The sequence below is a fragment of the Nonomuraea sp. SBT364 genome (assembly GCF_001083785.1).
Classification (GTDB): Bacteria; Actinomycetota; Actinomycetes; order Streptosporangiales; family Streptosporangiaceae; genus Nonomuraea.
Window position 1 is genome coordinate 1 of sequence record NZ_LAVL01000106.1, and the last position, 22,972, is coordinate 22,972.

27 protein-coding genes are annotated in these 22,972 nt (G+C 72.1%); 11 read left to right on the forward strand and 16 right to left on the reverse strand.

What is annotated here, in order from left to right; translation table 11 throughout:
* A partial coding sequence (locus ADY59_RS32915) for an Asp23/Gls24 family envelope stress response protein (RefSeq protein ID WP_197093972.1) occupies positions 1 to 600 on the forward strand: 600 nt, incomplete at its 5' end.
* A 12-nt stretch (positions 601 to 612) separates the two neighbouring features.
* On the opposite strand, the gene ADY59_RS32920 is transcribed toward ADY59_RS32915, so the two are convergent.
* From ADY59_RS32920 to ADY59_RS32930, 3 genes are read right to left on the reverse strand one after another with little or no spacing between them, the layout of a single operon-like run.
* Positions 613 to 1,404, reverse strand: a complete 792-nt coding sequence (locus ADY59_RS32920; RefSeq protein WP_049570541.1) for an alpha/beta hydrolase — start codon at positions 1,402 to 1,404, stop codon at positions 613 to 615.
* 40 nt (positions 1,405 to 1,444) lie between these two features.
* Complete coding sequence (locus tag ADY59_RS32925; RefSeq protein WP_049570544.1) at positions 1,445 to 1,864, reverse strand: hypothetical protein; 420 nt, start codon at positions 1,862 to 1,864, stop codon at positions 1,445 to 1,447.
* A 53-nt stretch (positions 1,865 to 1,917) separates the two neighbouring features.
* Entirely contained in the window at positions 1,918 to 2,901 is a 984-nt protein-coding gene (locus tag ADY59_RS32930) for an RNA polymerase subunit sigma-70 (RefSeq protein WP_049570547.1), read from the reverse strand.
* A 49-nt stretch (positions 2,902 to 2,950) separates the two neighbouring features.
* Here ADY59_RS32930 and ADY59_RS32935 point away from each other — a divergent pair, with 49 nt between their 5' ends.
* A complete protein-coding gene (locus ADY59_RS32935; protein ID WP_049570550.1) occupies positions 2,951 to 3,670 on the forward strand; it encodes a PIG-L deacetylase family protein in 720 nt (239 codons plus the stop codon).
* 18 nt (positions 3,671 to 3,688) lie between these two features.
* On the opposite strand, the gene thrS is transcribed toward ADY59_RS32935, so the two are convergent.
* From thrS to ADY59_RS32950, 3 genes are read right to left on the reverse strand one after another with little or no spacing between them, the layout of a single operon-like run.
* On the reverse strand, positions 3,689 to 5,653 hold the full coding sequence (gene thrS, locus ADY59_RS32940; protein WP_442937760.1) for a threonine--tRNA ligase: 1,965 nt from the start codon (positions 5,651 to 5,653) through the stop codon (positions 3,689 to 3,691).
* Positions 5,654 to 5,695: 42 nt separating this feature from the next.
* On the reverse strand, positions 5,696 to 6,301 hold the full coding sequence (locus ADY59_RS32945; protein ID WP_049570556.1) for a glycoside hydrolase family 25 protein: 606 nt from the start codon (positions 6,299 to 6,301) through the stop codon (positions 5,696 to 5,698).
* Positions 6,302 to 6,331: 30 nt separating this feature from the next.
* Complete coding sequence (locus tag ADY59_RS32950; protein WP_049570557.1) at positions 6,332 to 7,234, reverse strand: TIGR03564 family F420-dependent LLM class oxidoreductase; 903 nt, start codon at positions 7,232 to 7,234, stop codon at positions 6,332 to 6,334.
* A gap of 98 nt (positions 7,235 to 7,332) precedes the next feature.
* Here ADY59_RS32950 and pgm point away from each other — a divergent pair, with 98 nt between their 5' ends.
* Positions 7,333 to 8,961: a phosphoglucomutase (alpha-D-glucose-1,6-bisphosphate-dependent) gene (pgm, locus tag ADY59_RS32955; protein ID WP_049570560.1), complete on the forward strand. Its 1,629-nt coding sequence runs from the start codon at positions 7,333 to 7,335 to the stop codon at positions 8,959 to 8,961.
* 10 nt (positions 8,962 to 8,971) lie between these two features.
* On the opposite strand, the gene ADY59_RS32960 is transcribed toward pgm, so the two are convergent.
* A complete protein-coding gene (locus ADY59_RS32960; protein ID WP_049570561.1) occupies positions 8,972 to 9,661 on the reverse strand; it encodes a DUF2786 domain-containing protein in 690 nt (229 codons plus the stop codon).
* Between the two features lie 18 nt (positions 9,662 to 9,679).
* Positions 9,680 to 10,918, reverse strand: a complete 1,239-nt coding sequence (locus ADY59_RS32965; protein ID WP_049570563.1) for a hypothetical protein — start codon at positions 10,916 to 10,918, stop codon at positions 9,680 to 9,682.
* A 228-nt stretch (positions 10,919 to 11,146) separates the two neighbouring features.
* Between ADY59_RS32965 and ADY59_RS50505 the strand changes: the two genes are divergently transcribed.
* The 4 genes from ADY59_RS50505 (at position 11,147) to ADY59_RS32980 (ending at position 13,768) form a co-directional block, all read left to right on the forward strand.
* Entirely contained in the window at positions 11,147 to 11,341 is a 195-nt protein-coding gene (locus ADY59_RS50505; protein ID WP_156325875.1) for a hypothetical protein, read from the forward strand.
* A 226-nt stretch (positions 11,342 to 11,567) separates the two neighbouring features.
* Positions 11,568 to 12,737: a cytochrome P450 gene (locus ADY59_RS32970; RefSeq protein WP_156325876.1), complete on the forward strand. Its 1,170-nt coding sequence runs from the start codon at positions 11,568 to 11,570 to the stop codon at positions 12,735 to 12,737.
* Between the two features lie 18 nt (positions 12,738 to 12,755).
* Positions 12,756 to 13,499, forward strand: a complete 744-nt coding sequence (locus ADY59_RS32975; protein WP_049570567.1) for an HAD family hydrolase — start codon at positions 12,756 to 12,758, stop codon at positions 13,497 to 13,499.
* Entirely contained in the window at positions 13,496 to 13,768 is a 273-nt protein-coding gene (locus ADY59_RS32980) for a DUF4031 domain-containing protein (protein ID WP_049570569.1), read from the forward strand. Before ADY59_RS32975 ends, ADY59_RS32980 begins: the two co-directional genes overlap by 4 nt.
* Here the strand turns inward: ADY59_RS32980 and ADY59_RS53510 are convergent.
* The gene (locus tag ADY59_RS53510; protein WP_053175399.1) at positions 13,722 to 14,354 is read right to left on the reverse strand and encodes an HD domain-containing protein; all 633 of its coding nucleotides are present in this window, start codon (positions 14,352 to 14,354) and stop codon (positions 13,722 to 13,724) included. The genes ADY59_RS32980 and ADY59_RS53510 overlap by 47 nt on opposite strands.
* A 273-nt stretch (positions 14,355 to 14,627) precedes the next feature.
* On the opposite strand from ADY59_RS53510, the gene ADY59_RS32990 reads away from it, so the two are divergent.
* On the forward strand, positions 14,628 to 15,113 hold the full coding sequence (locus ADY59_RS32990; RefSeq protein ID WP_063780860.1) for a phospholipase A2: 486 nt from the start codon (positions 14,628 to 14,630) through the stop codon (positions 15,111 to 15,113).
* Positions 15,114 to 15,129: 16 nt separating this feature from the next.
* Here the strand turns inward: ADY59_RS32990 and ADY59_RS51770 are convergent, their stop codons facing one another.
* Positions 15,130 to 15,387: an STAS domain-containing protein gene (locus ADY59_RS51770; protein WP_197093973.1), complete on the reverse strand. Its 258-nt coding sequence runs from the start codon at positions 15,385 to 15,387 to the stop codon at positions 15,130 to 15,132.
* Positions 15,388 to 15,603: 216 nt separating this feature from the next.
* Between ADY59_RS51770 and ADY59_RS33000 the strand changes: the two genes are divergently transcribed.
* Positions 15,604 to 15,969 (forward strand): helix-turn-helix transcriptional regulator, encoded by a 366-nt coding sequence (locus tag ADY59_RS33000; protein ID WP_063780861.1) that lies wholly within the window; start codon positions 15,604 to 15,606, stop codon positions 15,967 to 15,969.
* Positions 15,970 to 15,976: 7 nt separating this feature from the next.
* Here ADY59_RS33000 and ADY59_RS33005 read toward each other — a convergent pair whose 3' ends face one another.
* Positions 15,977 to 16,435 (reverse strand): hypothetical protein, encoded by a 459-nt coding sequence (locus ADY59_RS33005; RefSeq protein ID WP_049570574.1) that lies wholly within the window; start codon positions 16,433 to 16,435, stop codon positions 15,977 to 15,979.
* A gap of 159 nt (positions 16,436 to 16,594) precedes the next feature.
* On the reverse strand, positions 16,595 to 17,188 hold the full coding sequence (locus ADY59_RS33010; RefSeq protein WP_049570581.1) for an RICIN domain-containing protein: 594 nt from the start codon (positions 17,186 to 17,188) through the stop codon (positions 16,595 to 16,597).
* 227 nt (positions 17,189 to 17,415) lie between these two features.
* Between ADY59_RS33010 and ADY59_RS33015 the strand changes: the two genes are divergently transcribed.
* Positions 17,416 to 19,167, forward strand: coding sequence for an ABC transporter substrate-binding protein (locus ADY59_RS33015; RefSeq protein WP_049570586.1), 1,752 nt, complete (start codon positions 17,416 to 17,418; stop codon positions 19,165 to 19,167).
* Between the two features lie 24 nt (positions 19,168 to 19,191).
* On the opposite strand, the gene ADY59_RS33020 is transcribed toward ADY59_RS33015, so the two are convergent.
* The 4 genes from ADY59_RS33020 to ADY59_RS33035 form a co-directional block, all read right to left on the reverse strand.
* The gene (locus tag ADY59_RS33020) at positions 19,192 to 19,419 is read right to left on the reverse strand and encodes a hypothetical protein (protein WP_049570588.1); all 228 of its coding nucleotides are present in this window, start codon (positions 19,417 to 19,419) and stop codon (positions 19,192 to 19,194) included.
* A 199-nt stretch (positions 19,420 to 19,618) separates the two neighbouring features.
* Entirely contained in the window at positions 19,619 to 20,539 is a 921-nt protein-coding gene (locus tag ADY59_RS33025) for a hypothetical protein (RefSeq protein ID WP_049570590.1), read from the reverse strand.
* Between the two features lie 139 nt (positions 20,540 to 20,678).
* On the reverse strand, positions 20,679 to 20,939 hold the full coding sequence (locus ADY59_RS33030; RefSeq protein WP_049570591.1) for a hypothetical protein: 261 nt from the start codon (positions 20,937 to 20,939) through the stop codon (positions 20,679 to 20,681).
* A 298-nt stretch (positions 20,940 to 21,237) separates the two neighbouring features.
* Entirely contained in the window at positions 21,238 to 22,023 is a 786-nt protein-coding gene (locus tag ADY59_RS33035) for a hypothetical protein (protein ID WP_049570596.1), read from the reverse strand.
* Positions 22,024 to 22,254: 231 nt separating this feature from the next.
* On the opposite strand from ADY59_RS33035, the gene ADY59_RS33040 reads away from it, so the two are divergent.
* On the forward strand, positions 22,255 to 22,818 hold the full coding sequence (locus ADY59_RS33040) for a hypothetical protein (RefSeq protein ID WP_082310590.1): 564 nt from the start codon (positions 22,255 to 22,257) through the stop codon (positions 22,816 to 22,818).
* Positions 22,819 to 22,972: the final 154 nt, after the last annotated feature.

The following is a 22,972-nucleotide window of genomic DNA, read 5'->3' on the forward strand; positions in this document are numbered from 1 at the left end:
GCCCTCCTCGCCCTCCCCGGCGTCGCCGGCCTCCTGGACGCGGTGCACGACCGGTTCGACCCCCTGGACATCCTGGTCAACACCGCGGCGCAGACGATCCGCCGCCCCGCCGCCTACTACCGGGAGATACACGCGGCGGAGTCGGTCCCGCTGACCGGCGCCGCCCCCCGCGCCCGGTTACGGGAGGGCGTCCCCCCCCCCCCCGCCCCCGTCAAGGGCCGCATCACGGTGGCCGACGAGGTGGTGGAGAAGGTCGCGGCGCTGGCGGCGCAGGAGGTGCCGGGCGTCGCCGACATGGGCGGCGACCTCGCGCGCGCCTTCGAGTCCGTACGCGACCGCATCGGCATCGGGTCGCGGCGCGGCAACCAGGGCGTGAGCGCGCAGATCCACGACCGGCAGGTGGCGATCGACCTGACGATCGTGGTCGAGTACGGCCACGTGGTGATGGAGGTCGCCGCGGAGGTCAAGGCGAACGTGGCCGGGAGCGTGAGCCGGATGCTGGGCATGCGGGTCATGGAGGTCAACGTGACCGTCGACGACGTCCGCCTCCCGGGCGAGGGCCGCGCCGCGCAGGAGCCCCCGGACGAGGAGCCGTTCTGACGCCGCGGAGATTCAGCGGGGGCCGCGGATCCGGTCGGCCAGATCCGTGACGGCCCCGATGAGCTCGGGGCCGGTCAGGAAGGCCGGGGCGTTGTGGCCCGCGCCGGCCACCTCGACGACGGTGACCGGGCCGCCGGCGGCCCCGGCGACCGCCCTGCTCTGCTCCGGCGGCACGATCGTGTCGGCGGTGCCGTACACGACCACGACGGGCGCCCGCACGCCGGCCAGGCTCCCGGTGACCGGGAAGCGGTCGCGCAGCAGCGCCCGCACCGGCAGGAACGGGTAGTTGACCTGCCCCGCCGCCGCCAGGTCGGTGAACGGCGAGCGCAACACCATCCCGGCGGGCGGCCGCACGGTGGCCAGCCGGGTGGTCACCGCCGCGCCCAGGCTCTCCCCGAAGTAGATCACCGGCCCGTCGCCGGCGAACCGGCTCGCCGCCAGCGCGTCCTGGAACAGCCCCTCCTCGTCCGGGCTGCCCGGGTTGCCGCCGTAGCCCCGGTAGTCCATCAGCAGCACCGGCAGCCCGTGCGCCGCCAGCGCCCTGGCCAGCGGCGCGCGGTGCAGGCGGTTGCCGGCGTTGCCGCCCGCGACCAGCACGGTCACCGGGTGGTCGCCGGGCACGTGCCAGGCGGCCAGCCGCAGCCCGTCGGCGGTGGTCAGGACGACGTCGCGGGCGCCCGGGATCACCTGCCCGGCCGGCGGCACCGGGCCGCGGTCGGGCAGGTAGATCAGCTTCCGCTGGAACAGCCAGAGCAGGGCGGCCAGCAGCACCGGCACGGCGAGGACGACCAGGGCGACGCGCACGAGCCCAGTTCACCACAGGCCGCGTCCACCCCGGCGCGGCTCACCTCACACGGGTCATGTCCGACGGGTAGCCGCCTCCGCCCGGGTACACCCAGGCGCCGGTGACGGTGTCGCCGTCGGCCGAGAACGTGCCCCGGTAGTAGGCGGGCGAGCCCTTCTCCATGCCCCAGATGGTGAGCGTGTCGCCGTCGAGCTCGTAGACGTAGTCGAGGGTGGCGCCCTGGCTGTCGTAGTAGCGGGACTTGATGTCCTCGCTCGGCTTGTCGGCGCCGAACGCGCGTTCGCGGCCGATCATCTCCACGCCCTTGACGGGCTGGCCGTCCTGGACCAGGTCGACGTCCTGGACGAGGAAGAAGCCGCCCTCCATCCAGCGGTAGGAGACGGTGCCCTCCGCTCCGCCGGTCACCCGCCAGGTGCCGACGAGCCGGTCCAGGGCCTTGAGCTGCATGTCGATAGTCATGCCCGTATGACGGCGGGGCGCGGGGAAAGGAATCGGTCTCCTGGGAGAAATCTTCAGAGGGTGGCGGGCAGGCCGAAGGCGGGGAACAGCTCGGGGCCGAACGTGATGATCTCCGCGATCAGGGCGTCCTCGACCCGCAGCACGTCGAGGTTGACCGCCGTGAAGGACGTCTCGCCGGGCCGCCGCACGTAGTTGGCGGCGGCGGGCTGCCGGTTGGCCGTCACCGCGAGCGAACGCCACTCGCCCCACGCCTCGGGACCCTCGGTGACCGGGGCCCACATGCCGAGGATCGCCGTGCGGCCGTCGTACAGCAGCGTGGCCGGCGGCATCGTCTGGCGGGCGTCCTCGCGCAGCAGCGCGGCCAGCGCGGTGAGGTCGCCCGCCTCCGAGGCGCGCATGTAGCGGCGCAGGACCGCGCGCTCCTCCGCGCTCGGCTCGGTCGCCGGGCCCCACTCCGCGCGCCGCTCCGGCAGGTGGGCGCGCAGCGTCGCGCGGGCGCGCTGCAGCGCGCTCTTGACCGCCGCCACGCTCAGCTCCAGCGCGCCCGCGGTCTCCTCGGCCGGCCAGCCGGCCACGTCGCGCAGGATGAGCACGGCCCGCTGGCGCGGCGGCAGGTGCTGGATGGCCGCCAGGTAGGCCAGCTCGATCGTCTCGCGGGCGACGGCGAGCGCGTCAGGCTCGCCCTCCCCCGGCCCGGCCAGGTCGAGCAGCCGGTCCGGGTACGGCTGCAGCCACGGCACCTCGGCGGGCGCCGCGCCCACGGTGACCACGACCTCGCGCGAGCGCGGGCCGGCCAGCGCGTCGAGGCAGACGTTCGTGGCGATCCGGTAGAGCCACGCGCGGAACGACGAGCGCCCCTCGAACGTCTCCCGCCTGCGCCACGCCTTCAGCAGCGCCTCCTGCACCATGTCCTCGGCGTCGGTGTAGGAGCCGAGCATGCGGTAGCAGTGCACCTGGAGCTCGTGCCGGTAGCTCTCGGCCAGCCGCGCGAACGCCGCCTGATCGCCCGCCGCGATCGTCTCCGCCGCCTGCTCCATCGCTGTCCCCCTTCGCCCCGCTGGCCATCGTACGTTCTAGGGTGAGGACATGGATCAGCTCGAACCCATGCCCGGCGACTGGCGGCGCGCGCTCGCCGTGGTGGCTCACCCCGACGACCTGGAGTACGGCTGCGCGGCGGCCGTGGCGACGTGGACCGGCGACGGCCGCGAGGTGTCCTACCTGGTGGCAACCAAGGGCGAGGCGGGCATCGACACGCTGGCCCCGGCCGAGGCCGCCCCGCTGCGCGAGCGGGAGGAGCGGGCCAGCGCGGCCGTCGTGGGCGTGACGTCCGTGGAGTTCCTCGACCACGCCGACGGGGTGATCGAGTATGGTCTCGCGCTGCGCCGCGACATCACCGCGGCCATCCGCAGGCACCGGCCGGAGCTGCTGATCACGCTCAACTTCGCCGACACCTGGGGCGGCACCTACTGGAACACGCCCGACCATCGGGCCGTCGGCCGGGCCACGCTCGACGCCGCCGCCGACGCCGGCAACCGCTGGATCTTCCCCGACCTCGGCGCCGAGCCCTGGGACGGCGTGCGCTGGGTCGCCGTGGCCGGCACCGACGACCCCACGCACGCGGTCGACGTCACGGCGGGCCTCGAGGCCGGCATCCGGTCGCTGACCGAGCACCGCGCCTACATCGAGGCCCTGAGCACCGACCCGCCGGAGGTGTACGCGCGCTCGCTCATCGAGGGCTACACCTCCGAGACGGCCGGGCGGTTCGGTGGCCGCCCGGCGATCGCCTTCCGCCTCTTCAGCCGGTGACGGCCGGTCGTCGGCCGGTCAGACCTGGACGCGGCGCTCGACCGCGTTGACGATCTCGTCGATCGCCTCGTCCACCGCAACGCCGTTCTTCTGCTCTCCGTCGCGATAGCGGAACGACACCGCGCCGTTGGCGATGTCGTCGTCGCCCGCGAGGAGCATGAACGGGACCTTCGACTTCTGGGCGTTGCGGATCTTCTTCTGCATCCGGTCGTCGGAGGCGTCGATGTCGACGCGGATGCCGCGCTCGCGCAGCTTCTTCGCCACGTCCTGCAGGTAGGGGACGTGCGCGTCGGCGATCGGGATGCCCGCCACCTGCACCGGCGCCAGCCAGGGCGGGAAGGCGCCCGCGTAGTGCTCGGTGAGCACGCCGAGGAAGCGCTCGACGGAGCCGAACAGCGCCCGGTGGATCATGACCGGGGTCTGCCGGCTGCCGTCGGCCGCCTGGTATTCCAGGCCGAACCGCTTGGGCTGGTTGAGGTCGAGCTGGATGGTGGACAGCTGCCAGGTGCGGCCGATGGCGTCCTTGGCCTGCACGGAGATCTTCGGCCCGTAGAAGGCCGCGCCGCCCGGGTCGTCCTTGAGCGTCAGCCCCGACTCGGTCGCCACCTGGCGCAGCGCCTCGGTGGCCTCCTCCCACTCGGCGGGGTCGCCGATGAACTTCTCGGAGTCGTCGCGGGTGGACAGCTCCAGGTAGAAGTCGGACAGGCCGAAGTCACGCAGCACGCTGAGCACGAACCGCAGCAGCGACTTGATCTCGTCGGCCATCTGCTCGCGGGTGGTGTAGATGTGCGCGTCGTCCTGCGTCATGCCGCGCACCCGGGTCAGGCCGTGCACCACGCCGGACTTCTCGTAGCGGTAGACGGAGCCGAACTCGCACAGCCGCAGCGGCAGGTCGCGGTAGGAGCGGCCGCGCGCCCGGAAGATCAGGTTGTGCATCGGGCAGTTCATCGGCTTGACGCGGTATTCGACGCCCTCCAGCTCGAAGGCCGGGAACATGTCGTCGGCATACCACGGCAGGTGGCCGGAGGTCTCGAACAGCGACGACTTGGTGATGTGCGGCGTGTTGACGAACTCGTAGCCCGCCTCGGCCTGCCGCGCCCGCATGTAGTCTTCCATCTCCTTGCGGATGATCCCGCCCTTGGGATGGAAGATCGGCAGCCCGCTGCCCAGCTCCGGCGGGAAGCTAAACAGGTCGAGCTCGGCGCCGAGCTTGCGGTGGTCGCGCTTCTCGGCCTCCTCCAGCAGCTTGAGGTAGTCGTCCTGCTTGTCGCGGGACTCCCAGGCGGTGCCGTAGATGCGCTGGAGCTGCGGGTTCTTCTCGCTGCCGCGCCAGTAGGCGCCGCCGGAGCGCATGAGCTTGAAGGCCGGGATGGACCGGGTCGAGGGCACGTGCGGGCCCCGGCACAGGTCTTTCCAGTGGAGCTCGCCGGTCTTGGCGTCGAGGTTGTCGTAGATGGTCAGCTGCCCGGCGCCGACCTCGACGGCCTCCTCGTCGGCCGCGCCGCCCTTGAGGCCGATCAGCTCCAGCTTGTAGGGCTCGCCGGCGAGCTCCTCGCGCGCCTCCTCGTCGGTGACGGGACGGCGGGAGAACAGCTGGCCCTGCTTGACGATCTCGCGCATGCGCTTCTCGATGCGCTTGAGGTCGTCGGGGTGGAAGGCCTTGTCGACGTCGAAGTCGTAGTAGAAGCCGTTGTCGACCGGCGGGCCGATGCCCAGCTTGGCCTCGGGGAACAGCTCCTGCACCGCCTGGGCCATGACGTGCGCGGTGGAGTGGCGGACGATGGCCCGGCCCTCGTCGCTGGACACCTCGATGGGCTCGACCACGTCGCCGTCGGCGAGGCGGTGGGCCAGGTCGCGCGCCTCGCCGTTGACGCGGGCCGCGATGACGGCGCGCCCGTCGGCCTCCAGGGCGTCGCCGGCCGTCGTGCCGGCCGCGACCACACGCTCGGCTCCGGCGAGGGTGATGCGTAGCTCGGCTGACACGGTGACTCCCTTGGATAGCACGCGGATCGATGAGATCCGATGCTATCGCGGGTCGTACCCCAGCCTGGTCAGCTCCCGGCGGGTGCCCTCGAACACGTTGCGGTCGACGGGGCTGTTGGCGTGCTGGTGGATGGTCCAGTCACGCCACGGCCCGGGCACGGCCGGTTTGCCGCGCGGTTTGTGCGGGCTGGCGATCCACAGCGGGTATTCGGCCAGGCCGGCGCAGTTGCCCGCGCCGGCGAAGGACTGGAAGGTGTAGATGAACGGGCGCAGGCCCGCCTGCCGTTCGACGGCCCGGCACCAGCGGCGGGCGTAGCGGGCGACCTCGTCGGGCTTGAGCCCGTCGTTGGCCTCCAGGTCGAGCGCGACCAGGTCGCCGCGGCGCAGCCCGCCGGCCTGCCTGATCGTGTTCAGGAAGTGACGCGCGTGCTGCTCGGGGTCGCCCTTGGGACGGGCGAAGTGGTAGGCGCCGCAGACGATCCAGTTCTCACGCATGGCTTCCCAGTTGCGGGCGAACCACCGGTCCGTCCAGTCTCCTCCCTCGGTGGCCTTGGCGAAGGCGAACGCCACTCCGGACCGGGCGTGGTCGGCCCAGTCGACGGAACCCTGCCAGTTGGACACGTCGATGCCATGCAGCAAGCGCTTCACCTTTGCGGAGTCTAGGCAGGCGCCCGCCGCTCACCCTTTAGACGCGCCGAGGAGAACCTGCCTGGCCCGCTCGCGGTCACCGTAGACGGCGGCCACGAAATCGGTCACGCCGGCCGGGGCGAGCGCCTCGATCTGCTCGCGGACGGAGTCCTCGTCGCCGATGATCGCCACGTCGCCGGGCCCCTCTGCGCCCTCGCGGTCCAGCATGGCCCGGTAGGAGGGCAGCTTGCCGTACACCTCGAAGATCTCGTTGGCGCGGGCCCGCGCGGCGGCGGTGTCGTCGGTGACGCACACGGGCAGCGTGCAGACGATGCGCGGCCGCTCGCGGCCGGCCTCCTCGGCGGCGGCGTTGATGGTGGGGGCGATGTGCCCGGCGACGGTCTTGTGGCCGGTCATCCAGAGCACGGTGCCGTCGGCGACGGTGCCGGCGAGCTTGAGCATGCGCGGGCCGAGCGCGGCCACGAGCACCGGGAGCCCGGCGCCCGGGGTGCCGAGGCGCACGTTGGCGCTGAGCGTCTCGCCGCTGTAGGAGACCTGCTCGCCGCGGGTGGCGGGCAGCAGGATCTCCAGGTATTCCTTCATGTGCCGGGCCGGGCGGTCGTAGCTGTAGCCGAACATGTCCTCGATGACCAGCTTGTGTGACAGCCCGATGCCGAGCGCCAGACGCCCGCCGAGTGCCGCGTTGACGGTCATGGCCTGCTGGGCCAGCACGGCCGGGTGGCGCGGGTAGGTCGGCACCACGCCGGTGCCGAGCTCGATCCCGCCGCCCGCCCGGCTGCCGGCGACGGCCAGCGCGGTGAGCGCGTCGAGGCCGAAGATGTTCGACATCCAGGCCGAGTCGAAGCCGTCGTCCGCCGCCTGGGCGATGCGATCGCTCAGCTCGGCGAGCGGGTCGTCGCCCTGGGGCTCGTTGATCAGAAGTCCGAATCGCATAGCTACAGAACTCCATTCTAGTGGCCGCACCGCGAGTGTAACCTGATCACTCAGGGTGTTGCCGGAGCCATGCGGAAGACCGTTTGTAAAGTGGCCTCATGACCCACGAACGCGCGGGCAAGCCCGCTCAGCCCGCCGACCTGGTCGACGTCGCCAGGCTGGTGACCGCCTATTACACGCTCCAGCCCGATCCCGGCGAGGTGGCGCAGCGGGTGGCGTTCGGCACCTCGGGGCATCGCGGGTCGTCGCTCGGCACGGCCTTCAACGAGGACCACATCCTGGCCACGACCCAGGCCATCTGCGAATACCGGCAGGCACAGGGCACCGACGGGCCGCTGTTCCTGGGCATCGACACGCACGCGCTCTCGGAGCCCGCCCGGGTGTCGGCGCTGGAGGTGCTCGCCGCCAACGGGGTGCGGGTGCTCGTCGACTCGCGCGACGGCTACACGCCCACGCCCGCCGTCTCGCACGCGATCCTCGTCCACAACCGGGGGCGCACGACCGGGCTCGCCGACGGGGTGGTGATCACGCCGTCGCACAACCCGCCGTCCGACGGCGGCTTCAAGTACAACCCGCCGCACGGCGGCCCCGCCGACTCCGACGCCACCTCCTGGATCCAGGACCGGGCCAACCGCCTGCTGACCGGCGGGCTGAAGAACGTGCCGCGCGTCAGCTACACCAAGGCGCTCGCGGCGGCCGGGCGGCACGACTTCCTCGGCGCGTACGTGGACGACCTGCCGTCGGTGGTCGACCTGGACGCGATCCGGGCGGCCGGGGTGCGGATCGGCGCCGACCCGCTCGGCGGGGCGAGCGTGGCCTACTGGGGGGAGATCGCCGAGCGGCACCGGCTCGACCTGACCGTGGTGAACCCGCAGGCCGACCCCACGTGGCGGTTCATGACGCTCGACTGGGACGGCAAGATCCGGATGGACTGCTCGTCGCCGTACGCGATGGCCTCCCTCATCGCCGGGCGCGACGCGTACGACGTCTCCACCGGCAACGACGCCGACGCCGACCGGCACGGGATCGTCACGCCCGACGGGCTGATGAACCCCAACCACTACCTCGCCGTCGCCATCTCCTATCTGTACGGGCACCGCGACGGCTGGCCGGGGGACGCCGGGGTGGGCAAGACGATGGTGAGCAGCGGCGTCATCGACCGGGTCGCCGCCTCGCTCGGGCGGCGGCTGTACGAGGTGCCGGTGGGGTTCAAGTGGTTCGTGCCGGGGCTGCTGGACGGGTCGCTCGGCTTCGGCGGCGAGGAGAGCGCCGGGGCGTCGTTCCTGCGGCGCGACGGGTCGCCGTGGACGACGGACAAGGACGGGATCATCCTGGCGCTGCTGGCGTCGGAGATCCTGGCGGTCACCGGCAGGTCGCCGAGCGAGCACTACCGCGACCTGACGGCCGAGTACGGCGAGCCCGCCTACGCCCGGGTGGACGCGCCCGCCACGCGGGAGGAGAAGGCGGTGCTCGGGAAGCTGTCGGCCGATCAGGTGACGGCCTCCACGCTGGCCGGGGAGGCCATCACCGACGTGCGGACCTCGGCGCCGGGTAACGGGGCGAGCCTGGGCGGGGTGAAGGTGTCGACGGCGAGCGCCTGGTTCGCGGCGCGGCCGTCGGGGACCGAGGACGTCTACAAGATCTACGCCGAGTCCTTCCGCGGGCCCGGCCACCTCGCCGAGGTCCAGGAGGAGGCCCGCTCGCTGGTGTCGGCCGCCCTGAGCTGACCCGCGGCCGTCAGGTGAGCTCGCGGGCCGGTTCGGCGGGCACGCCGGTGCGGCCGAGCTCGGCGCGGCGGCCCGCGGCGACGCCGTCGCGGTAGCCGGTGCCGCTGGTGCGCGGGACGCTGAGGCGGATGCGCGGGTAGGCGGCGGCCACCGCGCGCTCGACCTCGGCGCGGCGGTCGGCCAGCACGAGGGCGGTGCCGGCGACGGGCGACTCCTCCTCGGCACGGGTCTCGGCCTCGCGCAGCAGCCGGTAGACCTCGTCGGTGAAGCCCAGCAGCCATGAGCGCCGGTAGGCCCGCACGGCGCTCACCCCGTCGGGCGGGCTGACCCGGGCCAGCCCGGAGGCCATCTGCAGCAGCAGCGACGTGGCCAGCAGCTCGGCCCGCTCCAGGTCGGCGGCGAACCCGAACACGTGCACCCGCTGCCCGCCGTCGCCCCGCCCGATGAGCAGCGGCCGGCAGCGCAGGGCCTGCGCGACCAGGCTGACGAGCCGGGCCTTCTCCCTGGCCCACGGCCCCGGCAGGGTGACGATCCGGTCGCCGGGCGCCCGGCGGGGCTCGGCGGGGTCGAGCGCGTCGATGCCGTACTTGGCCATGAGCGCCGACGCCGCCGCCATGAACGTGGCGCGCTCGTGCTCGTTGTCCGTGCGCTCGGCCTTGGCCAGCAGCTTCCTGACCCGTTCGAGCGTCCGCTCGCGCACCCTCGCGCCCCCGTTCGTTCAGGACTTCGTCAGCACCCGCCCGTCGTCGGCGATGGCGGGGAAGGCGCCGGTGTCGACGATGCCGTGCTGGTGGAACAGCGCCTCGATAAGGGCGTGGGCCCGCGGCTCCAGCTTCCACAGGGCACGATACTCGCGCGCGGTGGCCAGCGAGATGCCGATCTCCTGGGCGATGTCGACGGTGCGCGGCACGAGGCCCTTGGCGATCTGCCGGTCCCAGTAGGCGCGGGCGGCCCTCATCAGCGCGGCCCGCTGGGCGGTGTCGACGACCTGCGGGGTGGCGTCGAGCACGTCGACGTCCTCGTCCTCCTCGTCGACGAGCTCGGCCAGCGCCGGCGGCAGCGCGGGGCGGGCGGGCACCGGCTGGTGGCCGGCCTCGGGCTCCCACGGCACGCGGGGGGCGGCGTCGATGAGCGCCGAGGTGTTGTAGAGGGCGGCGATCTGCGCCAGCAGCGCCTCCTGGCGGGCCTGGTCGACGGCCAGGCCGGTGTGCTCGACGGCCTGGTCCATGGCCTTGTCGAGCTTGGCCAGCGCGGCGCGCATCTTGCGTTCGGAGCCGCCGCCCTCGCGCAGCGCCTTGGCCCGCTTGGCGGCCAGGGCGACGCGGGTGAGCCGGCGGTGCGCGTCGACCTCGCTGGCGGTGCGGTCGCTGACCTCGGCCAGCCCCAGCCTGACCAGCAGCCGTTCGGGGGTGAGCCGCCAGTTGATGCGCCCGGTGCCGCGGATGCGGTGCCGCTCGATGGCCATGCCCCGCTCCCACAGCCAGGCGGCGACCAGCGGCGCGGCCAGCCGGAAGATCGCCTCCGGCAGGCTGCGCGCGTCCATGCTGGACAGCACGGCGGTCAGGCAGGTCAGCGCCCACACGGCGATGCCGTCGATGCCCGCGGAGAAGTTCTCGCGCATGTTGCGCCGGGCGCGCACGGCCGAGGTGATGATGGCCACCTCGATGAAGGCGAACAGCAGCAGCCTGAGCGGCCCGTCGAGACCGAGGACGTCGCCGGAGAAGCGCCACATGCCCTGGGCGGACACGCCGGTGGCGATGGACGCGGCGACGATGGTCAGCAGGTCCTCGATCGGGCGGGGCGCGACGTAGCGGGCGACCACCCAGGCGGTGGCCCGCCAGACGACCCTGAGAACCAGGAAGGCCAGCCCCAGCCCGGCCAGCGCGAGAAGGGTGATGACGGCGGTCGCGAGCGGCTTTTCGGTGATGAAGGCCGCTATTTCCTCGAATGTGGGCATCAGTCACTATCCGTGAGGCTCAGTCTCGGGCTCCAAACGACGAGATCATCGCAGAATGTCGCCATCTTGTACGCCAAACGCCGCCTGCCGCCCCAGTTTGCCCGTCTTTCCACGTACGTCCCACCAGCACGAAAAGCGGCGGGATCGTACCAAACAGCAACCTTCTGGCTGTCGCGTGAGCCGGGTTCGGAGCTCAGAATGGAGCGCGGTCGGCCTCTTGGAGGGGTTGTGGGCAAGAGATCGCGCAAGCGCCGCGTCTACCCGAGCGGCGTCCCCAGCTTCGGGCCCCTCGGACCGCACGGCCCGGGGCAGGACGACCCGCCCCCGGCGGCGGTGGTGACGGCGGCGAAGGCGGTGGCGGCGGTGGCGGCGACGGCGGGGTGCGGGAGCCGCGCAGGCCCAGACCGGCGCCGCCGTCCCTGACGGAGCGGGCGCCGCTGCCCGAGCCGCCGTCGCACGCCGTGGAGCGGTCGGCGCCGCCGCCGGACGAGATGACCAGGGAACTTGCGGTCGGCTGAGCGGAATCTCATCATCAGATGAGATGAAATCTCGTCCTTTCGGAGGGCACGACCCACCCGTCATGGATGGGACCATCTATGCAGGGATTTATCCCAACATGGTGCGATGCATCCCAGCAGGACGGATTTCGATGTCAGACTCAGAGTTCCCGCTCGTCCAGTTCATGCGTGACGGGTTCGACCCGGCCGCAGAGCTCTCCCGCATCAGGACCGAGCACCCGGTCTTCCCGATGGAGATCCCGGGCGGGCAGACGGTGTACCTGGTGACGCGATGGGACGACGTGCGCGGCGTCCTCGGCGATCACGAGCGCTTCAGCAACGACTTCGCCGGCGTCATCGGCCTGGGCTCCAACCAGGAGGACCCGGGCGGCCTCGGCTTCCGCGACCCGCCCGAGCACACCCGGCTGCGCAAGTACCTGACGCCCGAGTTCACCATGCGGCGGCTGCGCAGGCTGGAGCCGCGGATCGAGGCCATGGTCGAGGAGTACCTGGACCGGATGGAGGCCAAGGGCTCGCCGGTGGACCTGATGGAGGAGTTCGCGCTCCCCATCCCGTCCCTGGTGGTGTGCGAGCTGCTCGGCGTCCCGTACGAGGACCGGGCGGACTTCGTCAAGCTCAGCACGGACCGCTTCGACTTCACCGCCGGGCCGGAGGCGTCGCTGCAGGCGATCAACGACGCGATGACGTACCTGACGGACCTGGTCGCCCGCGAGCGGCGGAACCCCGGTGACGGGCTGCTCGGCCAGCTGCTGCGCGAGCACGGCGACGAGCTCGACGACCGGACGCTCGCCAGCATGGCCGACGGCCTGCTGACCGGCGGCCACGACACCAGCACCAGCATGCTCGCGCTCGGCACCCTGTGGCTGCTGGAGAACCCCGAGCAGGCCGCCAAGGTGCGCGAGGTCGACGGCTACGTCAACGACGTCGTCGAGGAACTGCTGCGCTACATGACGGTCGTGCAGGTGGCCTTCCCGCGCTTCGCCCGCGAGGACCTGGAGCTGCACGGGCACCAGATCAAGAAGGGCGAGCTGGTGCTCTGCTCGCTGGCCGCCGCCAACCGCGACCCGAACCTCGGCGAGGACATGGACGAGGTCAGGCCGGGCCGCGCGACCGCGGGCTCGCACCTGGCGTTCGGACACGGCATCCACCGCTGCATCGGCGCGCCGCTGGCGCAGATGGAGATGCGCATCGCCTTCAGGGCGCTGCTGCGCCGCTTCCCCGACCTGCACGTGGCCGGGGAGATCCCGTGGCGCAAGCTGGCCATCGTCTACGGCGTGGAGAAGCTACCCGTCGCCTGGTAGAGGGGTTACGTTCGCGGTGTGAACGAGCCTGTCATCGACCTGACCGCGATCGGCGCCGTCGTGTTCGACACCGACGGCGTGGTCACCGACACCGTCCGGGGCCACGCGGCCGCCTGGAAGCACGTCTTCGACGCGTTCCTGCGCGGCCGCTCCGAGCCGTTCGACCTGCGCGGCGACTACCTGCGCCACGTCGACGGACGGCCGCGCCTCGACGGGGTGCGCACGTTCCTGGCCTCGCGCGGCATCACGCTGCCCGAGGGCGCGGCCGACGACCCGCCGGGCGCGCCGACCGTGCACGGGCTGGGCCTGGCCAAGGACCAGGTCTTCCTCGGCGAGGTGGACAAGTACGGCGTCGCCGCGTTCCCCGCCACCGTGGCGCTGCTGCACGAGCTGCGCCGCCGCGGGGCCCGCACGGCCGGGGTGTCGGCGAGCCTGCACGGGCGCAGGCTGGTCGGGGCGGCGGGCGTGACGCACCTGTTCGACGTGCTGGTCGACGGCGCCGACGCGGCGCTGATGAACCTGCCGGGCAAGCCCGACCCGGCGCTGCTCCTGGAAGCGGTGCGCCGCCTCGCGCTGCCCGCGCCCCGGGCGGCGGTCGTGGAGGCGGCGCTGCCGGGGATCGAGGCGGGCCGCAGGGGCGGCTTCGGGCTCGTGGTGGCCGTCGGCCGCGACGGCTCCGGCCTCCCGCACGGCGCCGACGTCGTGCTGGCCGACCTGGGCGACCTCACCGTACGCGGACGGGTCCTACCCTTGACGTCGTGACGGTGCTCATCGACCCGCCCAACTTCCCCGGGCCTCGCGGCCTGCTCTGGTCGCACCTCGTCAGCGACAGCTCCCTCGACGAGCTGCACGCCTTCGCCGTGCTGCTCGGCGTGCCCCAGCGGGCCTTCGACCGCGACCACTACGACGTGCCGGAGACGGCGCACGCGCACGCCGTGTCGCTCGGCGCGCACCCGGTCAGCTCGCGCGAGCTGCTGCACCGCCTCATCGCCTCGGGCCTGCGCCGCCGCAAGCCCCGCGGAGCTCGGTGAGCTCCCTGGCCATGGCGGCGCGCGCCCGCTCCTCCCACAGCTCCCGGGCGGCGGCCGTGCGATAGAGCCTCGGTACGGCCAGCAGCCGGCTCAGCACCTCGGCGCGGCCCCGCCTGAAGAGGTCGTCGGGCACGTGGGCGTACTCCTGGCGGATCGCCCGCGCGTACGCCTCGTAGCCGTCGCCGCCGAGCACCGCCAGGTCGGCGTCGCACAGCACCGCCCCGTTGCGGTCGCCGCGCGCGACGGTGTCGTGCGCGGCGGTCAGCCGGACGAGCCTGGCCACCTCCGCCACCCGCGCGGGCGGCACGCCGCAGCGCGGCAGCATCGCCTGCGCGAGCTGGGCGCTGCGCTCCTCGTCCCGGCCCGGCCGCCCCTCGTACACGGCGTCGTGGAACCACGCGGCCAGCCGCACGGCCACGGGGTCGCCGGCCTCGTCGTCCAGCAGGTCCAGCGCGGCCAGGACGGCTCGCAGGTGGGCCAGGTCGTGATAGCGCCGATGCCGCTCGCTCCACCGGGCCACCAGCTCCGCCCCGGCGGCCCGCGCCGCCGCCGACTCCCCCGCCACCGCACTCCAGGCCCTCAGCACACCCCCACCTTAGAAGCCCCCGGTCAGGGACCCGGCACCCCGTCGCCGCGAACGGCGAGCGCACGGCGGGTCGTGCGGGCTGTCGGCGATGGGCACGTGCCGGTGGCGGGGCGTGCGTGGTGATCAGGAACGCCCCGCGGGCCGGCCGCCGGTATGCGGGCGGTATGTCCGAGGGCCGTTCCGGGACGGTTTTCTTGAGGTGCGGCAGACGCCGCTGCGACTCTTTCCCCGGCCGGGAATCGGCCGTCGATCCCTTTCGCGGAAAGAGCCTCCATGAGAAGCACCCGGGTGATGACCGTGCTCGCCCTCGCCGCCACGGCGCTGTTCACCACGTCGATGGAGGCCGGCGCCACGTCGCTGGACCTGTCGGAGGCGGCCAGGGCCACCAAGGCGAAGGCGATCACGAAGAACACGAAGGCCAGCTATGACGAGTGGGCCCTCATGCGCAGCAACCAGAGCCAGGCCTGGGTCGCCCAGTACCAGTTCAACTGGAGGACCGACGGCTGCGACAACAGCCCGGACAAGCCCGGCGGATTCAACTTCAAGACCCCGTGCGCGCGTCACGACTTCGGGTACGCCAACACCAAGCATCTCGTCAGCTCGTCCGCCTGGCAGGACATCTACAAGCCGCAGGTGGACAAGGCGTTCTACTACGACATGACCGTCGTGTGCCGGGCCGCCGGAAACGCCATCAAGACCGCGGCCTGCATGGGGTTCGCCAAGACGTACTACGAGGCCGTCAAGAAGTGGGGGGAGTAGATCCGCGCTCGGCCGGTCAGTCGAAGGCGGGCAGGTTCAGCAGGTGCATCAGCCTGGCCATCTGGACGGGAATGTTGCGGACCTGGGCCGCGCCGTCCGCGGCGAAGCCCATCAGCGCCCTGACGACCGAGATGTCGGCGAACGTCACATTGCTGACGTCGACGATGAGCCGGTCGTCGATCCGCCGGGCCTGGGTCAGCGTGGACAGCATCTCGCGTCTGTTGGTGACGTCGATCTCGCCCGTGAGCCGGATCGTCGTCAAGGCGGGCGTCATCGTGCAGGTGATGCGCAACTGATGATCGACATAAAGCACCTGCTCGGGCGGCACGAGGCCGGTGGCCGCTGACGCTGGGGAACGGACGGCGGCACACTCCTCTGGCCGAGTCGGCTCGCCGGTTCCGTTCACCATCATAGGGAGAAGTTTACCGGAAAAATCTTTCGGTATAAATGCTTCTGGGGACACTCGTGCGTCCGGTACAATGACGTCGCGATGGATCATGATGCTGGCAGGCGCTCGGCCTGGACGTTCCTCACCAATCACGCGCGTGTGCTGCTGGCGATCGCGGCGGACCCGGAGGTGCGGATTCGTGACATCGCCTCCCGGATCGGCATCACCGAGAGAGCCGCACAGGGCATCGTGTCCGACCTGGAGGACGCGGGCTACCTGGAGCGCATCCGGGTGGGGCGCCGCAACCACTACCACCTCAGGCCCGACCGGCACTTCCGGCATCCCACCGAGGCCGGCATGCCCGTCCAGGTGCTGATCGACATGTTCAGACAGCGCGACCTGCACCACCAGGCGCTCCAGTCCGACCGTCACGAACCCGGCGGACCGCTCCCTCCCGGCGCCGCGTAGCGGAGGCTCAGGCGAGGGCGGCGATCTCGATCCGGGTGCGGTCCGCGGGAGCCGTCAGGCAGGCGAGCACGACGTTCCCCCGCTCCAGGCGCTCCCCCATGGCCGGGGTGAGCCGCGCCGTCCGTTCGATCTCGTACGGGCTGCCGGTTCGCGGGGTCACCCGGAGCCGCAACCACCAGATGTAACGCCCGTTGAGCTTGTTGCCGGTCTTGTCGGCCCGCAGAACCGTGGCTTCGCACGGCAGCGCCGTCGCGCGGTCAGCCGGCGCGAAGGTGGTCAGCGCCGCCGATTCCAGGCCCGCGAACGAGAAGTGGCCCATGGCGAGCACCCCAGCGACCAGGAACGAGAACACGGCCGTGGCGTACGCGCCCACCCGGGTGTGCGGCCGCCGCCTCAGAACGAGGAACATCACCACGCCCACGATCACCGCGAGCACGGCGAGCATCCCGAAGACGGTCGACGCCATCGTTGATTCCTCACGCTGAGAGGCGGGCCCCGAGGGCCGGCCTGGTCCGTTCCGGCGACGCTAGTGGACCGGTTCCCGCTTGCACGGCGCCTGCGGCCCGCGTGAAGCGGCGGAAGGGGACCGGGGCCGGGCCCCGGTCCCCCGTCGGTGATACGCCGTTCACCCCGTGACGGCGACCGGCTTGAGCCGCCAGATCTGGTTGCTCCCGGATCCGGCGCCGCCGCAGGTGCCCTGGACGACGTCGGCCGCGTGCGCGGTGCTGGCGTGGGCCACGTCCAGGCACTTGCCGCTGTGCAGCGCCACGAGGCGGACCGGGTACCAGGTGCCCGGCCACGCTCCGCCGGGGACCGAGCGTTGCGTCCAGTACTGGTTGTTGCCCGCGCCGGCGCCGCCGCAGGTGCCCTGGATCACGTCGGCCCCGTGCGCGGTGCTGCCGTGGGCCACGTCCAGGCACTTGCCGCTGTGCCGGGCGATGAAGCGGGCGGGGCCGTCGTTGTTGACGGCGTACTGGATGCGCCACTGCTGGTTGGTGGTGGACCCGGGGCCGCCGCAGGTGCCCTGGATCACGTCGGCCCCGTGCGCGGTGCTGGCGTGGGCCACGTCCAGGCACTTGCCGCTGTGCTCGGCGATGATCTGGAACCAGACGACGGACCCGGCCGACGAGGCCGAGGCGGACGCCGCGGCCGCGCCTCCGGTGGAGAGCGCCCCGGCGAGCAGGCCGGCTGCGGCGAGAGCGAGGTGTGTGCTTCTCATGGGTTTCCCGAACTCCTTGTCGCGAGTGACACAGGTGTGGATGAGCTTGCGTCCATCACCTTCGCCGCGGGGGTGGGTGTCCGGCGACGCGGCCGGACGATTTCGTCCGGGCCCCCATGTATCCGCAGGCGGGGCACCGCGCTCCGGACTAGGGGAGGGTGTCCGGCACCACCGGACACTCCGGGGACAGGGACGCGACGTGATCCGACGGGGGCGGCCGGATGGGGATGGAACCGGATGCGCGAGCGGGCTTCGCCCGGCGGCTGCGGGCGTTGAAGGACGCCGTGGAGGTGTCGGTCCGGGAGCTGGAGGTGGCCAGCGCCGCTACGCCGAGGCGCCGCGCGGGCCGGCCGCCGTTGCGGCTGAAGCGCAGCACCATCGACGGGATGATCAGCAGAACCCGGCCGGTGTGCCCGCGCCAGGAGCATTTCGAGGTGTTCGTCGACACCTGTCTGCGTATCGCCGGGCAAACCGGCCGGTCGCTGCCCGGCGAGCTCGCGGATCGTCAGGCCTGGGACACGGCCTACCGGGACCTGCTGGTGGGGATGGCCGGGATGCGGAGCGCGAACCGTTCGGCAGCCGACGCGGTCAGACGGCTGCGCACGGCGGACCTGCCTCCGGCCGGCGACCGCGCTGACGGCCCCGAGGTCACCCCGGACCGGGAGCCGGCGGATCTCGGCCGGGCGGAGCGGCCGCGTCACCGCCTGCGCATGGGAAGCGTCCTGGTCAGGAGGGCTGTCGTGCTCGCGCTGACCGGTGTGGCCGTCGCCGCCTGGGCCCCGGCGCCCGTCTCCCGGAACGGCACGGGTGGCGGGCAGACGGCCGTGGGCGGCGACGGGACGCTACGGCTCGGAGCGCTGGTGCCCAAGAGCGGCGGGCTGCAGTTCTTCCATCGCCCGATGGCCGCGGGGGTCCGGCTGGCCATCGCCGACGTCAACGCGGCCGGTGGGGTGTTCGGCCGGAAGGCGATCGGGACCGAGGTCGATTCGGGCGATTCGCCGGACCTCGGCACGCGGGCTCTGGCCGAGCTGATCTCCGGGAGGAACGACGTGGTGATCGGTCCGGTCACGTCCTCGATGTCGATGGCGACGATCGACCAGGTCAGGAACGCCGGAGTCGTGCAGATCTCCCCCACCGCGACCTCCGACCAGCTCACCCACGCCGGCGACGACGGATTGTTCTTCCGCATGGCGGCACCGGACGCCATCCAGGGCGAGGTCGTCGCCGAGCTCATCCGCGACGACGGTGGCCGGCGGGTGGGCATCCTCGCGCTGGACGACCCCTACGGAACGGGACTGAGCGGACACATCCGCAGGTCGCTGGCCCGTGGTGGCGTCGACCGGGTCCGCGTCCAGACCTACGACACCGCCGACGCGAGCTACGCCACCGAGGTGGCGAGGATCAGGGCGTCGGCCCCGGACACGATCGTGGTCGCCGGCTTCACCGAGACCGAGGCCGTCGCCCGCGAGCTGGTCCGCCAGGGGCTCGGCACGGATGACCACACGTGGTACTTCACCGACGGTTACCTGTCCTCCGGGCAGAGCGGCACCGCCTTCCCCCGGGGCACCCTCACCGGGGTCAGGGCGACCCAGGCGGGGGCCGGGGTGGCCGCCGCCTTCCGGGAACGGTTGCTCTCGGTCGACTCCGCGCCCACGGACTTCACCTACGCGCCCGAGGCGTACGACGCGACGATCGTCGCCGCCCTGGCCGCCGTCGCCGCGGGCCGCGACGACCCGAAGGGCATCGCCCGCGCCATGCCCGGCGTGACCCGCTCCGGCGAGCGGTGCACCGACTTCGGGACCTGCGCCCGGCTGCTGGCCTCCGGCCGGGACATCGACTACGACGGCGTGAGCGGCCCGATCGACTTCACCGACAAGGGCGATCCGGCGAGGGCGCCGATCGGGGTGTTCCACTACAAGGCCGACAACAGCCCCGTCCTCGTCGCCCACCGGCTCGGCGAGCTGCCCACGCGGGCCTGACCCGGTGCGCGGGCGTCGCCCGGTTCAGGCGTAGAGGAACCAGAACCACTGGCTGCCGCCGGCGTTCTCGTAGGAGCATCGGAACGACGTCCACCAGCCCCACTGGATGCCCAGGTTGCCCCCGTTGTAGCAGTCGGACTGCATGTAGTACGCGTAGCGGATGCTGTCGGCCTGCGCGGGGGCGGTGGTCATGGACAGCAGCACGCCGGTCGCCAGGGCGGCCGAGACGAGAAGGGCGCGTACCTTGGGCATCCGATTCCTCCAAGGGCATCGTCAGGTGAACCCGCAGATCACGGACCGGCTCACGGCCGCGTGCTCGCACTATCGCATCCGCTCCACCGGCTCCGACAGGTACGCCCCCTCGCGCGCGGCGGGGACGGGCACGACCAGGGCCGACGGGCGAGCGGGCGTGAAACGTTCATCGTGACCGGCCTGATCCCCGCCTGCGCGCTCACCCTTCCTTGTCCCGCTGGACCCAGCCGAGGAACACGCCGTCGGGGCTGTGCGTCTCCAGCGCCGACGCGATCGAGCCGTGCAGGAGGGCGTCGTTGGGCAGGGGGCGGTGCCGCATGTCCGGCTCGTCGTACAGGGACAGGTCGAGCCGCGCCCCCGGATACCTGCGGACCCCGTCCACGACCACCGCTTCGCCCACGTACGACAGGGCGGCCGAGCGGAACCTGGGCCAGGGGTGGTCGTCGAGGCCCCGCTCGGTGACGACGAGTACGCCCATGGCCTTGGCGCGCAGATTGATCCGGATGTATCCGGCGATGCCGATGGCCACCACCAGCACCACGCCGACCATGAAGGCGATGTAATCGGGGGCGTTCACCCCCCGGTCCTCGGGCAGCATCGCGCCGATGACGCCGACCACGATCAGTACGGCCGCGGCGATCACCATCATCAGACAGCCGAACATCCCCCGGTTCTGCCGGAGCGCGGCGGCCCGCAGGTCGAAGGCGGTCCCGTCGGGCGGCTGGCGGACCATCTCCGTCTCGACGACGGACAGGCTCCACCGCTTGACGTCCGCCCGGCCGAGCAGCAGCCCGCCGGCGATGCCGCACAGCGCGGCGGCGACCCCGATCAGCTGCGACGGGTACACCTCGCCGTCCGAGATCCCGATGGCCAGCGCGCAGCCGCCGATCATGATCGGGCAGATCGCGAGGAGAGCCTTGCGCATCAGCCCGATCGCCATCGCCCCGCCCAGCCAGATCCGGCCGAGCCAGAAGTACCAGACCGAGCTCCAGAACACCCCCGCGAAGATCTCGAACGGGGCGGTGTCGCTCCGCCAGACGAGCACGACGCCGCCGACGAGCCCGATCCAGAGGATGGCGAGCAGGCCGACGGCCAGCCCATGGGCGAGGGGACGCTGCATGCGCGGCATCCTATGCGTACGTCAGGTCGCCCCACCGCGACCCGTTCTGACGCGCACGTCAGAACGGCCAATCGGCGCTCCTGCCCATCTCGTCACGCCTGATCTTCCTATATCCCGATCTAGCGGAGAACAGCCCGAGCTATTCGGCGATTTCACGCATGAGGCGTGTCCAGAACGCGGCCAGCTCGTTCCCGGCGAAGCGGCTGTAGCAGATGCGGACATGGCCACCGCCGTCACCCGCCCGGTAGACCGACACCTCGGTGTACGGGGTGCCGTCATCGGAGACGCCGGTGTGCAGGTGGGTCCAGTCGTCGGGCCGCGGCTCCCACTCCGGGAACGCGAGCCGCGCGGCATGGTCGCGGATTCCTGCCAGCCACCGCTCGTCCCCCGGCGTGTTCATACTCAACGGTGGCAGCACAGCCGCCAAGAGCAGGCAAAACGCGGCTCCGTCAGCGCTGAGCAGATTTCCGCCGGCGTTCCGCCTCGCCGGGCGGGAGTTCACGGATCGGCGTGGCATCCCCGTCCACGACTCCGGAAGCGTCCCCCCGGGGGGCGTGCACGCCGTCGAGACGGCGCAACCCTTCGAGGGCCGCGGCCCGCGTACCGGTGATCTTGGGGCCGTGCAGTGCGGACTCGCGTGACCGGAGCCGTTCCGCCCGGGTCGCGGCGAGGAGGCCGGCCATGGACTCGGTCGTCGCTCAAGGTGTCGTCCCTCCGCCGGTGCCGCACCGGGGCTGGCCCGCCGCCTCGGTGCCGTCCGGGTCCATCGTGACGATCTCGCGTAGTTCGTCCCCTTGGACCTCGCCGGCGGTGTCGGCGGGCTCCCGCTTGGCGAGGGCTCGCCGCAGGTGCCGCTCGAACGCGGCGGCGACCTTCTCACCCTTCTCCAGGGCGGCGGCACGGGCGGTGTCTTCCGGCACGAGCCCGTCCCGGACCCGTTGCGCCAGGCCCTTGCCGACTCTGCCCGGCCTGGCGCTGTTCGGTGTTCCGGTGCGGGTCCGCACTCCCGCCTTGACCTGGGCGTAGGTGCGCTCGGCGTGCTTCGTGCTGTAGCCGGTGACGGCCTTGCCGTCAGATGTGAGCAGGACGCTGAAGCCGTACGGGCGGACGCTGGTCAACGCCCACTGCCCCGAGACGCTCCGGGTGGCCTTCGCGTCCGCGGGGTGGCGGAGCAGGTCGTACAGCAGGCGGCGGATCTGGGTGTCGGCCTCGCCGTAGGAGGTGCCGGGGTGGCGGTCGCGGAACTGGTTGAGCGGTGCGCGGTGCACGCACACGATCTCCGCAACGTCATTGGGACGCACCGGTATGTCGGAGACGGCGCGGATCTCGCCGAACCGGTAGGGCGGGGGTGTGCGGCCGCTCCGCTCCGGGGTGGAGGTGGTGAAGCCGTCGCATTCCCTGCACCACCCGTCGTGGTACGTGGTCGGTACGCCACAGGCCGAACCGTTGGCGTAGAAGCGGCGGCACGAGCGGGAAGTGCTCACGTCTCCTCCAGCGAGTCCGTCTGCCCTTCGCAGTCTCCTCCAGGCTTGACCCTGGCGAGCCACGAACTTGTGGGGCGATACCGAGACGTTTCCGACGACAGCATCGGCGCCAGGCCCCCCTCGACGAACACCTCGCCGTAGACCCACGGGGTACGGCCACCCTTCGCTACGATGATCGCGGACCATGACGGGGCGGCAGATTGTGTCGCCGAACCGCGCGAGGGAGTGCGCATGCAGCCGGATCCGCCGCAGCCCGGATTTCCTCCTCAGCATGGTCAGCCGCCGATGGTCGGCGGACCCGCGCCGTGGGGTGGCGGGCCGAGCCCGTTGGCGACGCCGCCCAGGCCGAAGGCCAACACCGCGGCGGCGATGATCGCCGGCGTCCTGGCGCTGATCACCATCGGCCTGCTCGTCTGGTTCGCGCTCAACGACGCCCTCTACGCCGTCAGGCATGACGACTGGTCCAGCCTGGTGCTGCAGAACGTGCTCGGCGGCATCATCGGCGCCGGGTCACTGCTGGTCGCAGCGGGGTTCACGGTCGCCCGCAGGATTCCCGGCGCTTGGACACTGTGCGCGCTTTGCGCGCTTTTCGTCGTGGCGAACCTCACGTTGGCGCCGCTGCTGCACGGCACGCCCTTCGGTACCCAGCTCAAGTTCCTCTTCGGCTTCGACAAGATCAACGGCATCGCCGCAGGGCTGGCGACCATATTCTGCGCCCTGACGGCGATCACGGCGGCGATCGCCGGCAGCGTGAAGTCGTACGGACCAGCCTCCGCCAGGCCACCCCGTCCGTGACCACAGCGCGAGCCGCACTCTGAGGCCGGCCGAACGCGCTGAAGAAACCCGGCCATCCATCGGCCCCGAGGATGGCCACGAGAGTGTGGAGGGGCCGAATCCGGCCAGGAAAAGTCGCTGCCGGACAGCGATAGGGACCGCACGCCGGTGCGCG

Coding starts and splice junctions, on each gene's coding strand:
- ADY59_RS51770 (WP_197093973.1), bottom strand. CDS start 15,387: ATGACGCCCGCCTTGACGACGATCCGGCTCACGGGCGAGATCGACGTC.
- ADY59_RS32965 (WP_049570563.1), bottom strand. CDS start 10,918: ATGCCCACATTCGAGGAAATAGCGGCCTTCATCACCGAAAAGCCGCTC.
- ADY59_RS32990 (WP_063780860.1), top strand. CDS start 14,628: ATGAGAAGCACCCGGGTGATGACCGTGCTCGCCCTCGCCGCCACGGCG.
- ADY59_RS33040 (WP_082310590.1), top strand. CDS start 22,255: ATGCAGCCGGATCCGCCGCAGCCCGGATTTCCTCCTCAGCATGGTCAG.
- ADY59_RS33015 (WP_049570586.1), top strand. CDS start 17,416: ATGGAACCGGATGCGCGAGCGGGCTTCGCCCGGCGGCTGCGGGCGTTG.
- ADY59_RS33005 (WP_049570574.1), bottom strand. CDS start 16,435: ATGGCGTCGACCGTCTTCGGGATGCTCGCCGTGCTCGCGGTGATCGTG.
- ADY59_RS33000 (WP_063780861.1), top strand. CDS start 15,604: ATGGATCATGATGCTGGCAGGCGCTCGGCCTGGACGTTCCTCACCAAT.
- ADY59_RS32970 (WP_156325876.1), top strand. CDS start 11,568: ATGTCAGACTCAGAGTTCCCGCTCGTCCAGTTCATGCGTGACGGGTTC.
- ADY59_RS32935 (WP_049570550.1), top strand. CDS start 2,951: ATGGATCAGCTCGAACCCATGCCCGGCGACTGGCGGCGCGCGCTCGCC.
- ADY59_RS33030 (WP_049570591.1), bottom strand. CDS start 20,939: ATGAACACGCCGGGGGACGAGCGGTGGCTGGCAGGAATCCGCGACCAT.
- ADY59_RS32925 (WP_049570544.1), bottom strand. CDS start 1,864: ATGACTATCGACATGCAGCTCAAGGCCCTGGACCGGCTCGTCGGCACC.
- ADY59_RS33020 (WP_049570588.1), bottom strand. CDS start 19,419: ATGCCCAAGGTACGCGCCCTTCTCGTCTCGGCCGCCCTGGCGACCGGC.
- ADY59_RS33010 (WP_049570581.1), bottom strand. CDS start 17,188: ATGAGAAGCACACACCTCGCTCTCGCCGCAGCCGGCCTGCTCGCCGGG.
- ADY59_RS32930 (WP_049570547.1), bottom strand. CDS start 2,901: ATGGAGCAGGCGGCGGAGACGATCGCGGCGGGCGATCAGGCGGCGTTC.
- ADY59_RS32950 (WP_049570557.1), bottom strand. CDS start 7,234: ATGCGATTCGGACTTCTGATCAACGAGCCCCAGGGCGACGACCCGCTC.
- ADY59_RS33025 (WP_049570590.1), bottom strand. CDS start 20,539: ATGCAGCGTCCCCTCGCCCATGGGCTGGCCGTCGGCCTGCTCGCCATC.
- pgm (WP_049570560.1), top strand. CDS start 7,333: ATGACCCACGAACGCGCGGGCAAGCCCGCTCAGCCCGCCGACCTGGTC.